The organism is Variovorax sp. GW821-FHT09D07 (assembly GCF_059416345.1).
Map to the genome: position 1 here is coordinate 127,199 of NZ_JBWKOY010000006.1, position 15,489 is coordinate 142,687.

Annotated in this window: 9 protein-coding genes; 8 read left to right on the forward strand and 1 reads right to left on the reverse strand. The window is 70.5% G+C overall.

Features of this window, described 5'->3' with window-relative positions; all coding sequences use genetic code 11:
• Position 1: 1 nt before the first annotated feature.
• From AC07OX_RS21840 to AC07OX_RS21870, 7 genes are all read left to right on the forward strand, one after another.
• Positions 2-1,105, forward strand: coding sequence for a CaiB/BaiF CoA transferase family protein (locus AC07OX_RS21840; RefSeq protein WP_062478197.1), 1,104 nt, complete (start codon positions 2-4; stop codon positions 1,103-1,105).
• Positions 1,106-1,178: 73 nt separating this feature from the next.
• Positions 1,179-2,768 (forward strand): long-chain-fatty-acid--CoA ligase, encoded by a 1,590-nt coding sequence (locus AC07OX_RS21845; protein WP_495262426.1) that lies wholly within the window; start codon positions 1,179-1,181, stop codon positions 2,766-2,768.
• 28 nt (positions 2,769-2,796) lie between these two features.
• Positions 2,797-4,356: a long-chain-fatty-acid--CoA ligase gene (locus AC07OX_RS21850; protein ID WP_495262425.1), complete on the forward strand. Its 1,560-nt coding sequence runs from the start codon at positions 2,797-2,799 to the stop codon at positions 4,354-4,356.
• Between the two features lie 40 nt (positions 4,357-4,396).
• Entirely contained in the window at positions 4,397-5,548 is a 1,152-nt protein-coding gene (locus AC07OX_RS21855; protein WP_489062587.1) for an acyl-CoA dehydrogenase family protein, read from the forward strand.
• Positions 5,549-5,553: 5 nt separating this feature from the next.
• Positions 5,554-6,345, forward strand: a complete 792-nt coding sequence (locus AC07OX_RS21860; RefSeq protein ID WP_495262465.1) for an enoyl-CoA hydratase/isomerase family protein — start codon at positions 5,554-5,556, stop codon at positions 6,343-6,345.
• Positions 6,346-6,386: 41 nt separating this feature from the next.
• Positions 6,387-7,280 (forward strand): SDR family oxidoreductase, encoded by an 894-nt coding sequence (locus tag AC07OX_RS21865; RefSeq protein ID WP_495262424.1) that lies wholly within the window; start codon positions 6,387-6,389, stop codon positions 7,278-7,280.
• Positions 7,281-7,483: 203 nt separating this feature from the next.
• A complete protein-coding gene (locus AC07OX_RS21870; protein WP_495262423.1) occupies positions 7,484-11,317 on the forward strand; it encodes an autotransporter domain-containing protein in 3,834 nt (1,277 codons plus the stop codon).
• Between the two features lie 60 nt (positions 11,318-11,377).
• On the opposite strand, the gene AC07OX_RS21875 is transcribed toward AC07OX_RS21870, so the two are convergent.
• Positions 11,378-14,116, reverse strand: coding sequence for a winged helix-turn-helix domain-containing protein (locus AC07OX_RS21875; protein WP_062478179.1), 2,739 nt, complete (start codon positions 14,114-14,116; stop codon positions 11,378-11,380).
• Positions 14,117-14,254: 138 nt separating this feature from the next.
• Here AC07OX_RS21875 and AC07OX_RS21880 point away from each other — a divergent pair, with 138 nt between their 5' ends.
• The gene (locus tag AC07OX_RS21880; RefSeq protein WP_495262422.1) at positions 14,255-15,463 is read left to right on the forward strand and encodes an acetyl-CoA C-acetyltransferase; all 1,209 of its coding nucleotides are present in this window, start codon (positions 14,255-14,257) and stop codon (positions 15,461-15,463) included.
• The last annotated feature ends 26 nt before the right edge of the window (positions 15,464-15,489 follow it).

The window sequence follows — 15,489 nt, forward strand, 5'->3', positions numbered from 1 at the left end:
CATGGCAGGACCCCTGAAAGGACTTCGGGTCGTCGAGATGGCCGGCATCGGCCCCGGCCCCTTTTGCGCGATGCTGTTCGCCGACATGGGCGCGGAGGTGCTTCGCATCGCGCGCCCCGGCACGCGGCGCGACCCCCACGACATCCTGGCGCGCGGGCGCAGCACCTGGGAGGTCGACCTGCGCGCCCCCGACGCCGCCGCGCCGGTGCTCGACGCCATCGCGCGCGCCGACATCCTCATCGAGGGCTTCCGCCCCGGCGTGATGGAACGCCTGGGCCTGGGCCCGGCCGAATGCCTCGCGCGCAACCCGCGCCTGGTCTACGGCCGCATGACCGGCTGGGGCCAGCACGGCCCGCTGGCGCACGCGGCCGGCCACGACATCAACTACATCGCCATCAGCGGCGCGCTGCACGCCATCGGGCGTTCGGGCGAGGCGCCCGTGCCGCCGCTGAACTACGTGGGCGACTTCGGTGGCGGCGCCATGCTGCTGGCCTTCGGCCTGCTGGCTGCGCTGCACGAGGTCAAGGCCTCGGGCCAGGGCCAGGTGGTCGACGCCGCCATGACCGACGGCGCTGCGTTGTTGTCGGCCATGATGTACGGCTTCAAGTCGGCCGGCCAGTGGAGCAACCAGCGCGGCGAGAACCTGCTCGACGGCGGCGCCCACTTCTACGACACCTACGCCTGCGCCGACGGCAAGTACGTGGCCATCGGCTCCATCGAGCCGCAGTTCTACGCCCTGCTGCGCGAACGCTGCGGCCTGGTCGACGACCCCGCCTTCGACGCCCAGATGGACGCCGACCGCTGGCCGCTGCTCAAGCTGCGCCTGGCCGACGTGTTCCGCACCCGCACGCGCGACGAGTGGTGCGTGCTGCTCGAAGGCAGCGACGCCTGCTTCGCGCCCGTGCTCGATTGGGACGAAGCCCCGCAGCACCCGCACAACGTGGCGCGCGGCACCTTCGCCACCGTGGGCGGCGTGGTGCAGCCCGCGCCCGCGCCACGCTTCAGCCGCACCGCACCGGTCGTGCCGCCGGCCGTGTCGCCCGACGACGGGCCCGCGCTGCTCAAGCGCTGGGGCGCGGCAGCGCCCGTGGCCGAAGCCCGCTGACGTCCTTGTTTTCCGGGCATGCGCGTTCGCGCATGCATGGCATTTCCGCACCGCACCGACAGGAGCCTTGTCCATGCCCACCACGCCACCGCCGCTGTACCTCACGCAGGCCCTGCACCGCGCCATGCAGTGCAGCCCGCGCGCCGTCGCCACCGTGTTCCAGGGCCGCACGCGCACCTACGGCGAACTCGGCGAGCGTGTCGCGCGCCTGGCGGGCGGGTTGCGCCGCCTGGGCGTGCAGCCCGGCGACCGCGTGGGCGTGCTCGCGCTCAACGCCGACCGCACGCTGGAGTACTACCTGGCCGTGTGGTGGGCCGGCGGCGTGGTCAACCCGGTCAACACGCGCTGGAGCGTGGCCGAGATGGCGCACTCGCTCGACGACTGCGCGACGCACATCCTGTTCGTGGACGACCAGTTCCTGGCGACGGCGGACGCGCTGCGCGCCGCCGCGCGCGCCGTCACCACCTGGGTCTACATGGGCGAGCGCCAGGCACCCACGGGCATGACGGACTGCGAAGCGCTGGTCCGCGAGAGCGAGCCCGTGCCCGACGCGCTGCGCGGCGGCGACGACCTGGCCGGCGTGTTCTACACCGGCGGCACCACCGGCCGGCCCAAGGGCGTGATGCTCAGCCACGCGGCGCTGGTGATCAACGCGCAGGTGTCGATGCTCGGCGCCTTCTTCGACGACAGCGCGCGGCTGTTGCAGGTGGCGCCGCTCTTTCACCTGGCGGGGCTGTCGTTTTTGCTGCGCGGCGTGCTCATGGGCTGCGCGCAGATCATCCTGCCGGGCTTCTCGGTGGACGGCATGCTCGCCGCCATCGAGCGCGACCGCGCCACCAACCTCATGGCCGTGCCCGCCATGCTGCAGATGCTGGTGGACGACCCGCGCACCGCGCAGGCCGACCTGTCGAGCGTGCGCTTCGTCGGCTACGGTGCCTCGCCGATCACCGAGGCGCTGCTGGAGCGCGCCTTCGCCACCTTCCCGCAGGCCGAGTTCGCGCAGGGCTACGGCATGACCGAGCTGTCGGCCGGCGTGAGCTACCTCACGCGCCACTACCACTCGCCCGAAGGCCGCAAGCTCGGCAAGCTGGCCTCGGCCGGCCAGGCGCTCTCGGGCATCGACCTGCGCGTGTGCGACGGCGACGGCCGCGAGGTGCCGCGCGGCACCGTGGGCGAACTCACGGTGCGCAGCCCGTGCGTGATGCAGGGCTACTGGAACCTGCCCGAGCAGACGGCCGCCGCATTGCAGGGCGGCTGGATGCACACCGGCGACGCCGCCCGCATGGACGACGATGGGTTCGTATTCATCGTCGACCGCTACAAGGACATGATCGTGAGCGGCGGCGAGAACATCTACTGCGCCGAGGTCGAGGGTGCGCTCGCACGCCACCCCGCCGTGGCCGCCGCCGCCGTCATCGGCGTGCCCGACGAGCGCTGGGGCGAGGCCGTGCATGCGGTGGTGGTGCGCAAGCCGGGCGCTGAAGCCGATGCCGATGCCGATGCCGAAGCGCTCATCGCCCATTGCCGCGATTTGATCGCCGGCTACAAGTGCCCGCGCAGCGTGGCGTTCGTCGACGCGCTGCCGATCTCGGGCGCCGGCAAGGTCATGAAGTACCGCCTGCGCGAGCCGCACTGGGCCGGCCATGCACGCCGGGTTGCCTGACGAAAAAAACCACCAAGGAGACGACACCATGTTCCTCACCCAGCCCCTGCACAAGGGCCGCCGCGAGAAGGCCCGCGAGACCGCCGTGGTCTGCGGCAACCACCGCCTGGACTTCGCGACCCTCACCGACCGCGTGGCGCGCCTGGGCGCCGTGCTGCAGCAGCTCGGCATGGCGCGCGGCGACCGCGTCGGCATGATGAGCCTCAACTCGCACCGCTTCGTCGAGTTCTTCTTCGGCACCTGGTGGGGCGGCGGCGTCATCAACCCGGTGAACATCCGCTGGAACCCGAAGGAGGTCGCCTACTCGCTGGACGACTGCGACACGCGCATCCTGCTGGTGGACGACCTGTTCGCGCCCATGGCCGGCGAGCTGCGCAAGCTCTCGACCTCGCTGCGCACCGTGGTGTACTGCGGCGACGGTCCCGTGCCCGAAGGAATGGTCGGCTACGAGGCGCTGCTGGCCGACGCGCAGCCCATCGACGACGCCCCGCACAGCGCCGACGAGCTGGCCGCCATCATGTACACCGGCGGCACCACCGGCCGGCCCAAGGGCGTGATGCTCACGCACGGCAGCCTCTACATCAACGCGCTGAGCTCGGTGGCCGCGGTGCCGCGCGAGACGCGCAACGCCGCCGTGGTCATCGCCGTGCCCATGTTCCATGTGGCCGGCTGCGGGCTGTCGCTGCAGAGCATCCTGCGGCTGGTGCCGCAGCACGTGGTGCCGATGTTCGACGAGGTGGCGATCCTGCAGGCCATCCAGGCCGCGCGCGCCACCGAGATGTTCCTGGTGCCCACCATGATCAAGCGCGTGATCGAGCACCCGCGCTTTGCCGAGTTCGACCTGTCGAGCCTGCAGATGCTGCTGTACGGCGCCGCGCCCATCGACGTCGCGCTGCTCGAGCAGGCCATGGCCGCGCTGCCGGCCACCAGCTTCTCGCAGGCCTACGGCATGACCGAGCTGTCGCCCACCGTGGCCGTGCTGATGCCGCACTTCCACCTGCCCGGGCCCGACCGCAACCGCCTGCTGCGCGCGGCCGGCACGCCGGTGCCCGTGGCCGAGATCCGCATCGTCGACGGCGAAGACAACGAGCTGCCCCCCGGCCAGGTCGGCGAGATCGTCGCGCGAGGCCCGATGGTCATGAAGGGCTACTGGAACAAGCCCGCCGAGACCGAGGCCGCGCTGCGCGGCGGCTGGATGCACACCGGCGACGGCGGCTACATGGACGACCACGGCCTGCTGTTCGTGGTCGACCGCATGAAGGACATGATCGTGAGCGGCGGCGAGAACGTGTACTCGGCCGAGGTCGAGAACGCCATCGCCCAGATGCCGCAGGTGCTCATGTCCGCCGTCATCGGCGTGCCCGACGACAAGTGGGGCGAGCGCGTGCACGCGGTGATCGTGCTGCGCGAAGGCATGCCGCTCACGGCCGACGACGTCATCGCCCATTGCCGCGACCAGATCGCCAACTACAAGTGCCCGCGCAGCGTGGAGTTCCGCGATGCGCTGCCGCTGTCGGCTGCCGGCAAGCTGCAGAAGTTCCAGCTGCGAGAGCCTTTCTGGGCGGGTAAAGAACGCCGCGTGGGTTGAACCCCATTCCCCTTATTTCAAGACACTGAAGGACAACCCCATGCCCATCGATTTCCGCCGCTCGTGGAGCGACGAAGAACTGGAGCTGTACCGCGACAACGTCGTGCGTTTCGTCGAGACCGAAGTCGTGCCGCACGACGAAGAGGCGCGCAAGCGCGGCCACGTCGGCCACGAGGTCTGGCGCAAGGCCGGCGCGCTCGGCCTGCTGTGCTCCGACATTCCCGAGGCCTACGGCGGCGCGGGCGGCGACTTCCGCCACGAGGCCGTGTTCTACGAAGAGAAGGCGCGCCGCGCGCTCAGCGGCATGGCCAGCTCGGTGCACACCATCGTGGCGCACTACTTCCTGAACCACGGCACCGAGGAACAGAAGCAACGCTACCTGCCGCGCATGGCGCGTGGCGAGCTGGTCGGCGCCATCGCCATGACCGAGCCCGGCGCCGGCTCCGACCTGCAGGGCGTGCGCACGCGCGCCGAGAAGCAGCCCGACGGCAGCTACCGCATCCGCGGCTCCAAGACCTTCATCACCAACGGCTTTCTCGCGGGCGTGGTGCTGGTCGTGGCCAAGACCGACCCGACGCAGGGCGCCAAGGGCACCTCGATCCTCATCGTCGAGACCGAGGGCTGCGAGGGCTACCGCGTCGGCCGCGTGCTCGACAAGATCGGCATGAAGGCGCAGGACACCTCCGAGCTCTTCTTCGACGACGTGCACGTGCCGGCCGACGCGCTGCTCGGCGGCCAGGAAGGGCAGGGCTTCTTCCAGCTCATGAGCGACCTGCCGTACGAGCGCACCATCATCGGCGTGAACGCGCTGGCCACCATGGAAGGCGCCTACCAGGCCACGCTCGACTACGTGCGCGACCGCAAGGCCTTCGGCAAGCCGATCGCCGACTTCCAGAACACCAAGTTCAAGCTGGCCGAGATCGCCACGCAGATCAAGGTGGGCCGCGCCTTCATCGACCGCTGCGTGGAAGACCTCGTGGCCGGCAAGCTCGACACCGCCACCGCCTCCATGGCCAAGCTCTGGGGCTCCGAGACGCAGGGCCGCGTGGTCGACGAATGCCTGCAGCTCTTTGGCGGCTACGGCTTCATGACCGAGTACATGGTCGCGCGCATGTACGCCGACGGGCGCGTGCAGCGCATCTACGGCGGCACCAACGAGATCATGAAAGAAGTGATCTCGCGCGCGCTGTGACGGCGATGAACGAGGTGCTGCAGGTCGAGCGGCGCGGCGAGGTCGCCTGGCTCACACTGAACCGCCCCGAGCGCCTGAACGCGCTCGACCCGGTGCTGGTGCGCGCGCTGCGCGACTACTTCGAGGACCTCAGCGCACGCAGCCCCGAGCGCGTGGTCGTGCTGCAGGGCGCGGGCCGCGCCTTCTGCGCCGGGCTCGACCTGAAGGAACAGGTGGGCGGCGAAGACCTCGGCGTGGCCGACATGCTCGAACAGCAGAAGGGCATCCGCGACATCATGCTCGCCATGCGGCGCTGCCCGCAGCCCATCGTCAGCGTGGTGCAGGGCGCGGCCAGCGGCGGCGGCTTTGCGCTCGCGCTGGCCTCCGACGTGCGCCTGGCCACGCCCGACGCGCGCATGAACGCCGCCTTCATCCGCATCGGCCTGTCGGCCTGCGACGTGGGCGTGAGCTACTTTTTGCCGCGCATGGTCGGCAGCTCGGTGGCGGCCGAGTACATGCTCACCGGCCGCTTCATGGACGCGCAGCGCGCCTACGCACTGGGCCTCGTGAGCCGCGTCGATGCGCTGCCCGCGCTGCAGGCCGAGGCGCAGGCGCTGGCCGACGACATGCTTCACGCCACGCCCGTGGCGTTGCGCCTGACCAAGGAGGCGCTCGGCATCGCCGTGGACGCCGGCAGCATGGAAGCGGTGATTGCCATGGAAGACCGCAACCAGGTGCTGTGCACCCAGACCCGCGATTTCCGCGAAGGCATGAACGCTTTCCTCGAGAAGCGCGCGCCCGTCTACACGGGGCGCTGAGCTTCATCCCGAATTCCAACGGACCGCACACAAGGATTTTCATGACCCTCGACGACCTGATGTTCAAGCCCGGCCTGCTCGCCGGCCGCCGCTACCTCGTGACCGGCGGCGGCAGCGGCCTGGGCCGCGTGATGAGCGAGGCGCTGCTGCTGCTGGGCGCCCACGTGTACATCTGCGGGCGTCGCGCGCCCGTGCTCGAAGAAACCGCCGCTGAGCTGATGCACCTGCACGGCGGCCGCGTGACGCCCAAGACCTGCGACATCCGCCACGACACGCAGATCAACGAGATGCTCGATGAAATCTGGGCCGACGGCGGTGCGCTCGACGGCCTCGTCAACAACGCCGCGGGCAACTTCGTGAGCCGCACCGAAGACCTGTCGCCGCGCGCCTTCGACGCCATCTCGAGCATCGTCTTTCGCGGCAGCTTCTGCATGACGCTCGAATGCGGCAAGCGCTGGCTGGCCGAAGGCAAGGCCGCGTCGGTGCTGTCGATCCTCACCACCTGGGTGTGGAACGGCTCGCCCTTCACCGTGCCCTCGGCCATGTCGAAGGCCGGGCTGCATGCCATGACGCAGTCGCTTGCCGTCGAGTGGGCCGGGCGCGGCATCCGCTTCAACGCCATCGCGCCGGGCCTGTTCCCCACCGAGGGCATGAGCGCGCGCCTGAACCCCGGCGGCGGCGAGCACAAGGCCGAACGCAACCCGATGGAGCGCAACGGCCGCATGCCCGAGCTGGCCAACCTCGCGGCCTACCTGCTCGGCCCGGGCTCGGAGTACGTCAACGGCCAGACCATCGCCATCGACGGCGCGCAGTTCCAGGCCACGGGCGGGAATTTCTCGCGCATGTCGCAGTGGCAGGACGAAGACTGGAAACGCGCGCGCGCGCACATCGCGGGGCGCGACGCGCAGGACAAGCGGCAGCGGCTGGCGGCCTGAAAGCGCCGCAACCTAGGGAAAAACTTCAGCGTCTGGATTCCAAAGTATCGGAACAAGCACCGACGAGATCACAAAGAACGACCCCTCTTTCCAGAATTTAACGACCGTTAACCGGCCCGTGCGCGATGTCTCCCCGACATGGCTTCACCGGCAGGGCGACGGTCTTTTCATTCCATTCCAAGACAGAGAGGGTTCGTTCCGTCATGACGAGATCACCGAAGTTCAAGCGCCGGGCCGTGGCCCGCGCCGCCGTGTGCGTGTGGGGTTCGATGCTGGCCACCGCGGCCGGCGCACAGGCCTATCCGGGCGACCCCGGCATGATCGGCGACCCGGCCAGCTGGCGCACGAAGGAGTTCCTGGCCGACTGGGGGCTCGGGGCGATGAAGACCGAGTACGCCTACGCGGCGGGCTTCACCGGCAAGGGCGTGAAGCTGGGCGTGATCGACTCGGGCTTCGACGTGCGCCACACGCGCGAGCTGCCGCTCACGCGCTTCACGGCGCTGGTGACGGCGACGTCCAACGGGGCATACAGCCAGTTCGCGGCGGATGGTTCCGTGCTGAACAGCAAAGACGTGGGCTACGGTTTCCACGGCACCCACGTGTCCGGCACCGTGGGCGCCAGCCGGGACGGGCAGGACGTCAAGAACAACATGCACGGCGTAGCGTTCAATGCCAACGTGTTCGTGGGCAACACCAACGCGCCCGACGCGCTGAGTTCGAGTGCCGGGTTGAGTCCGGACAGCTACCCCCTCGCCACGACCGAGAACTTCCGCAACCTCTACCAGGGCATGCGCGACGCGGGCGTGCGGGTCATCAACAACAGCTGGGGCAATCCGAGCAATCGGAATTTCAGCACACAGAATGCGGTCACCGCCGACTACCTGCAGTACCTGCGCGGGCCGTCCTGGGTCGACGCCGCGATCGACGCCACGAAGCCCCAGGCCGATGGCAAGGAAGGGGTCATCCAGGTGTTCGCCGCCGACAACCAGGGGCAGGCCAATCCGGCGGCGCGCGGGGCGCTTCCTTATTTCAGGCCCGACGTGGAGGGGCATTGGTTGACGGTGACGGGGGCCAGTCAGACAAAAACGGGCTACCAGCAGCACAGCTCCCTCAACAAGTGCGGCATCGCCAAGTACTGGTGCGTGGCCACCCCCGGGGCCGGTATCACGAGCACCGTGTTCGACGGGGCCTACGGGACCTACACAGGCACCTCGATGGCGGCGCCGCATGCCACGGGGGCCCTGGGCATCATCATGGAGCGCTTTCCGTACATGACCAACGAGCAGGCGCTGCAGGTGCTGCTCACCACGGCCACCAGGCTCGACGGCACGCGCCAGACGGCGCCCGACGCGGTGATCGGCTGGGGCCTCGTCAACCTCGAGAACGCCATGAAGGGGCCGGGCCAGCTGCTCAAGCGCACGGTCATCGACATGCCTGGTGGGATGGCCGATACGTGGCGCCACGACATCTCGGAAACGGGGCTGGTCCAGCGCAAGCAGGAAGAAGCCGCCGAGATCGTGCGCCTGGGTGCGCTCGTGAAGGGGCCGATTGCCCCGGACGCCTTCAAGCCCCTGGGTGATGAGGCCGTCTCGCTGCTTCAGGCGCTGCGCACGGCCATGTTGTCGGGTGGTGACTTCGCCGACGCCCTGGCCGCAGCGAAGGCCAACCCGCTCGCGAAGGGCACCGCCGAGATATTCGAGAGCCTGCGTCGACTGGCCGGGCCCGGAGACCCCCTGTGGACCGAACTCCCTCCGTACATGGTGATTCCGGCGGAAGAAATCATGACGGCTGTCGAGGACAAGGCGAGGGCGGCCAACGTCGACTGGGACCGCCTGACCCACCTGCGCAGCAAGACCGACGAAGACTACCGCGGCAGCCTCGTGAAGGCCGGCGCCGGGCGGCTGGTGCTCACGGGCACCAACACCTACTCGGGCGACACGCGCATCCAGGCCGGCGAGCTCGCGCTGGGCGAGGGCGGCACCACCGGCTCCATCACCAGCCACGTGGCCATCGACGCGGGCGCCAGCTTCGCCATCGACCGAAGCGACGCCTACGACTTCGCCTACAACATCACCGGCGCGGGCGACCTGCGCACCACGGGCGGCACGACCGGCGAAGGCGTCACCACCTTGAGCGGTGCCAACAGCTACGCCGGCGCGACCTGGGTGCAGGGCGGCACGCTGCGCGCGGGCTCCGCCACCGGCCTGTCGAACGCCAGCGCGTTCACGGTGGCCGGCAAGGCGAAGCTCGACCTCAACGGCTTCGATGCCACCATCGGCTCGCTGGCCGGCGCGGGCGACGTGGCCGTGGGCACCGGCACGCTGACCACCGGCGGCAACGACCGTTCGACGCAGTTCGCGGGCCGCTTCAGTGGCAGCGGCGGCCTCGTCAAGGCGGGCGCGGGAAGCTTCGAGCTCACCGGCGACTCCGGCGCCTTCACGGGCAGGACCTCGGTGGCGCAGGGCATGCTGTCGGTCAACGGCACGCTGGGCGGCACGATGGCCGTGTTGTCGGGCGGTCGCCTGCAGGGCACCGGCACGGTCGGCAGCACCACCATCGCGGCGGGCGGTGTCGTGGCACCGGGCAACTCCATCGGCACGCTGCACGTGGCCGGCAATGCACGCTTCGCGCCGGGCTCGACTTTCGAGGCCGAACTGAGCGGCACCGATGCGCAGGCCGACCGGCTCGACGTCAGCGGCCACGCCACGCTCGAGGGCGGCACGGTGCGCGTGCTCGGCGGCTATGTTCTGGGCGCACGCTACACGCTGCTGAACGCCGAGGGCGGCGTGAGCGGCACCTTCGCCGACTTCAGCGTGGCCAAGGACTACCTCTTCCTCTCGCCGAAGCTGGGCTACACCGCGACACAGGTCTACACGGAAGCCATGCGCAACAGCGTGTCGTTCGCGTCGGTCGCGCAGTCGGGCAACCAGCGTGCGATGGGCGTGAATCTCGATGGCGCTGCGGCGTGGAGCCCGGCGCTGGCCGCCGCGCTGCAACTGGAGAGCGTGCCGGCCGCACGCACGGCCTTCGACAGCCTGTCGGGCGAAGTGCATGCCTCCGCGAAGACGGCGCTCATCGAGGACAGCCGCTTCGTGCGCGAGGCTGCGATGGAGCGCCTGCGCGCCTCGGCCGGCACCGCGGGCGCGTCCACGGCGCCGGTCAAGGTCAACGACGGCGCCGGCCAGTCGCGCATGGCCGCCCCGACCACGGGCGAGACGGTCTTCTGGAGCCAGGCCCTGCACTCGACCGGCCGCGCGCGCGGCGACGGCAACGCCGCACGACTCGATCGCTCGGTCGACGGCCTGCTGATGGGTGGCGACACCCGCGTGGGCGACAACGGGCGCCTGGGCGTGACCGGCGGCTACAGCCGCAGCAAGGTCGACGTGGACGCGCGCTCATCTTCGGGCGATGCCACCAGCTACCACCTGGGCCTGTACGGCGGCACCACGCTCGGTCCGTGGGCCCTGCGCGCCGGTGCTGCCTATGCGCGGCACGACGTGGACACCACGCGCCAGGCGCGCGTGGCAGGCCTGGCGGATTCGCTCAAGAGCAACCACGACGCATCGACCACGCAGGTCTTCGGCGAAGTGGGCTACAGCCTGGCGGCCGGCGAGGTGGCGCTGGAGCCCTTCGCCAACCTGGCGCACGTCACGCTGCACACCGACGCGTTCTCGGAGCGCGGCACGTGGGCGGCGCTGCAGGCGCGCAGCAGCAGCGCCAACGTCGGGCTGTCGACGCTGGGCCTGCGCGCATCGACCGCGGTGCGCCTGGGCAGCGTCGACGCCACGCTCAAGGGCATGGTCGGCTGGCGCCGCGCCTACGGCGACCTGACGCCGTTCACGAGCGTCGCGCTGCCGGGCGCCACCGGCTTCTCGGACATCGCGGGCGTGGCGGTGGCGAAGAACGCGGCGGTGCTGCAACTCGGCATGGACTTCGCGTTCTCGCCGCGCGCGACCTTCGGCGTGTCGTACGGTGGCCAGTTCGGCGGCAAGGCGCGCGACCAGTCGGTGAAGGCGAATCTGAACGTGTCGTTCTGACGAAAGGCGAGGGTTTGGGCCCGTCTGCCATGTGTCGGCGGGCGGGCCCTTTTTTTTTGGCTAGCGGATCACGCCCAGCTTGCGCGCAATCGCCACTGCCTCCGTGCGCCGCTTCGCGCCCAGCTTCATGTGGATGTTGCGCAGGTGCGTGCGCACCGTGCTCTCGGACACGAACAGCTTCTCGCCCATGGCGTTGTTCGAGTAGCCCTCGGCCAGGAGCTGCAGCACGCGGATCTCCTTGCGCGTGAGTGGCTCCTTGGTGGCGTCGCCCGAGGGCGCCTCGGCGTCGATCGGCGAGGGCGGCGGGCCCAGCACCTGCAGCAGCCGCTGCAGGTAGTCGGCCAGGATCGGGTCGCTGCGCAGCACGGGCGCCACGGCACCCGCTTCCTGCTGCATGGCGGCGGCATAGCGGTGCACCAGCGTGCCCACGGCCGGGCCTTCGTCAAGGATCAGCCGCACGAAGCCTTCCTGGCTCGCGGCCTGCAGCACGGCGCCGATCTCTTCGATGGCGGTGGCGAGGTCGCCTGCGCGCTGCAGTGCCAGTGCGCGCAGCACGCGCAGCTTGAGCGCGCGGCGGTTGCGGTTGGCGGCCACGGCGGCGTGCAGCTCGGCGTCGAGCACGGTGAGGGCCGCGCGCGCGTCGCCGAAGGCGATGTCCCAGCGCGCCCGCGCGAGCGCGAGGTAGTCGAGGTCGTGCGCGGGCAGGCGCTGGCGGCGCTCGCGCTCCCACAGCTCGGGGTCGTCGGCGCGCTGCAGCTCGTCGCGCGAGGCGGGGCCGTTGCCCTGCAGCAGCAGCATGTGGGCGCGCTCCAGCTTGGCGCCCGCGACCACGCGCGGCAGCTGGCGGTGGTGGCCCAGGTACTCGAGTTCGGTGAGCGCCTGGAACGCGGCGTCGATGTCGCCCGCGTGGAACGCGATGCGCGAGCGCATGACGTGGCTCAGGATCATGTGGTCGGGCAGGCCCACGTCGCGCGCCAGCGGCAGGTACACGTTCAGCAGGTGCTCGGCCTGCACCAGCTGGTTGGTCTCGTACACGGCGCCCGCGTACAGCACACCGGCCCAGGCGTTGCCGTGGCTGTGGTTGTACGACACGGCATGCGTGGAATCGACCGCCATGCGCAGCCGCGCGGTGGCCTGGCGCAGCCGGCCTTCGGTGAGGTCGAACAGGCCCGCCAGCGACTCGGTGTACATGCGGTTGAAGGTGCTGTTGCCCTGCTCGCGCCGCGCGGCCTCGAGCAGGCGCTGCGCCTCGCGCTGGTCGCCGCGTACCGCGAGGATGTGGGCCATGGCGTTGAGCAGCACGCCCTCGGCAAAGGCGAGGCCGGTGGGCAGGCGCGCGAGGCTTTCGCGGCCGGCTTCGTACGCGGCATCGTGCTGGTCTTCCATGGCCAGCAGCAGCGGAATGAGCGTGTGGGCGTTGGCGCGCACCTCGGGAATGGGGCTGTCGAGGCAGCCCGACTGTTCGAGCAGCCGCATCGCGTCCCACGGGCCGTGCGTGAAGCAGGTGGCCCACAGCGCGATGAGCTGCAAAAACGGGTGCTCGCGCAGCTGATGTTCAGGAATGGCCGAGAACCAGCGCGCCAGCATGCGCATGCGGCCCTGCTCGAGGAACTGCTCGGCGTAGCTGTCGAGCAGCGTGAGCGCGTGCGGATGGTCGCCGCCCTCGATGGCATGGTCGATGGCGGGCACGGGCCGGCCGTGCGACTCGTACCAGCCCGAGGCCGCGAGGTGCAGCCGCGCGAGCTCGCCCGGCCGCTCGCGCGCCAGCTGCGCGCGCAGGAAGTCGGCAAAGAGGCTGTGGTAGCGCCACGCGCGCACCTCGCCGCCGGCATCGCCGCTCACGGGCGTGAGGAACAGGTTGGCGGCGGCCAGCTGCTCCAGGATGACGGCGCTGTCGCCGCGCGGGTTGAGTGCCTGGCACACCGAGGCGTCGAGCTGGCGCAGGATGCTGGTGCGCAGCAGAAAGTCGTGGATCTCGGGCGGCTGGTGCGCAAGCACGTCCTCGGCCAGGTAGTCGGCCACGGCGCGGTCGGAGCCCGAGAAGCGTTCGATGAAGCCGGTCTCGATGCCGTGCCGCTCCAGCGCCATCGACGCCAGCCAGATGGCCGCCACCCAGCCTTCGGTCTTGCGGTGCAGCTGCGAGAGCAGGTCGGCCGGCAGCGCCTGCGGCGGCTGCGCGGCGGCGTGCGGCGCATGCGCCTGGCGCAGGCCGATGAAGGCGCTGGTTTCTTCCAGTGAGAAGCGCAGGCGGTCGGTGTCGATCTCGATGAGCTGGCCGCGCGCGCGCAGACGGCCCAGGCCCAGGTCGGGCAGGCTGCGCGAGCCGATCACGATCTGCCCGCGCCGCGGCAGGTGCTCGACCAGCTCGCGCACGAGGCCGAGCACGGCGGGTTCCTGCACCACCTCGAAGTCGTCCAGGAACAGCGTGAAGGGCGAGTCGTGCGCGGCCAGCGCGGCCACGGCATCGAAGGGCGCGTGGCTTGCGGGCTCGTCCACGCCGATGCGCTGCACAGCCTCGGCCAGGCAGTTGAGAAAGCGCGACACGTCGTTGTCGGCGCGGTCGAGCGTGAGCCATGCGGTGGCGATGCCCTGCGCGTCCATGCGCTCGCGGATCTGCGCCATGGCGGTGGTCTTGCCGAAGCCGGCGGGCGCGCGCACCAGCACGAGCTTGACGGTGGCGGCGGCGATCTCTTCGCTGATGGCGGTGCGCGGCACCTGCGTGGCCACGAAGGCCGGCGGGTTCAGCTTGGTCTCGAGAATCCGGAGCGAAGAAGGGGGAACGGGGGCTGGTGCAGGCATCGCGAAGGGGGAGTGAGTGCCTGGAAATTCCGTCGCTTCCGACGATTCCGGCAACCGATTCTGCTTCCTAAACTGGCCGCAGACAAACTGAATTCCCCTGCATCCGGTGGCCTTGCGCACCCGGGCGGCGCCCTGCCCATGACCGACGACGTTTTCATCTACGACCACGTGCGCACGCCGCGCGGCAAGGGCCGCGCCGACGGCGCGCTGCACCCCATCACGCCGGTGCAGCTGGCCACGCAGGTGCTGCAGGCGTTGCGCGAACGCCATGCACTCGACCCCGCGCAGATCGAGGACGTGGGCCTGGGCGTGGTGATGCCCGTGGGCGAGCAGGGCGCCGACATCGCGCGCGTCGCGCTGCTGTCGGCCGGCTACGGCGACAGCGTGGTGGGCTTCCAGCTCAACCGCTTCTGCACCTCGGCGCTCGACACGCTGAAGATGGGCTTCGGCCTCGTGGCCTCGGGCCAGGCCGACGCGGTGATCGGCGGCGGCGTGGAGTCGATGTCGCGCGTGACCATCGGCAGCGACGGCGGCGCGGTCTACACCGACCCCGCCGTGGGCCTGCGCTATCCCTACATTCCCAACGGCGTGGCGGCCGACCTGATGGCCATGCTCGACGGCGTGGACCGCGAGGCGGTCGATGCCTACGCGGTGGAAAGCCAGCGCCGCGCCGCCGTGGCGCAGGCCGAGGGCCGCTTCGACCGCTCGCTCGTGCCCGTGCGCGACCGGCTCGGGCGCACCGTGCTCGCGAAGGACGAGGCCAACCGCCCCGGCACCACGATGGCCGACCTCGCCAAGCTCAAGCCCGCCTTCGCCGGCGTGGCCGCGCAGGGCTACGAAGCGATCCTGCTGCAGCGCTACCCGCAGCTGTCGCACATCGACGCGATCCACACGGGCGGCAACTCGAGCGGCATCGTCGACGGCGCCTGCGCGGTGCTGCTGGGCAACCGCGACTACGGCACGCGCAACGGCTTGAAGCCGCGCGCGCGCATCGTCGGCAGCGCCTCGTGCGCCGACGAGCCGCTGCTGAGCCTGGGCGGCCCGATGCCCGCCACCGAGCGCCTGCTGGCGCGCTGCGGCCTGGGCATCGGCGACATCGACCTGTTCGAAGTGAACGAAGCCTTCTCGGTGGTGCCGATGCGCTATGCGCGCCACTTCGACATCGACCCCGCGCGCATCAACGTGAACGGCGGCGCCATCGCGCTGGGCCACCCGCTGGGCGCGACCGGCGCGATCCTCACGGGCACGCTGCTCGACGAGCTGGAGCGGCGTGACGCGCGCCTGGGCCTGGTCACGCTGTGCGCCGCGGCGGGGCAGTCGACCGCGCTGGTGATCGAGCGCGTCTGAGCAGCACGTCTTCTCTTTCCTTTTTT

Excerpts from the sequence above, each read along its gene's own strand:
- AC07OX_RS21840 (WP_062478197.1), top strand. The coding sequence starts at position 2 with ATGGCAGGACCCCTGAAAGGACTTCGGGTCGTCGAGATGGCCGGCATC.
- AC07OX_RS21845 (WP_495262426.1), top strand. The coding sequence starts at position 1,179 with ATGCCCACCACGCCACCGCCGCTGTACCTCACGCAGGCCCTGCACCGC.
- AC07OX_RS21850 (WP_495262425.1), top strand. The coding sequence starts at position 2,797 with ATGTTCCTCACCCAGCCCCTGCACAAGGGCCGCCGCGAGAAGGCCCGC.
- AC07OX_RS21855 (WP_489062587.1), top strand. The coding sequence starts at position 4,397 with ATGCCCATCGATTTCCGCCGCTCGTGGAGCGACGAAGAACTGGAGCTG.
- AC07OX_RS21860 (WP_495262465.1), top strand. The coding sequence starts at position 5,554 with ATGAACGAGGTGCTGCAGGTCGAGCGGCGCGGCGAGGTCGCCTGGCTC.
- AC07OX_RS21865 (WP_495262424.1), top strand. The coding sequence starts at position 6,387 with ATGACCCTCGACGACCTGATGTTCAAGCCCGGCCTGCTCGCCGGCCGC.
- AC07OX_RS21870 (WP_495262423.1), top strand. The coding sequence starts at position 7,484 with ATGACGAGATCACCGAAGTTCAAGCGCCGGGCCGTGGCCCGCGCCGCC.
- AC07OX_RS21875 (WP_062478179.1), bottom strand. The coding sequence starts at position 14,116 with ATGCCTGCACCAGCCCCCGTTCCCCCTTCTTCGCTCCGGATTCTCGAG.
- AC07OX_RS21880 (WP_495262422.1), top strand. The coding sequence starts at position 14,255 with ATGACCGACGACGTTTTCATCTACGACCACGTGCGCACGCCGCGCGGC.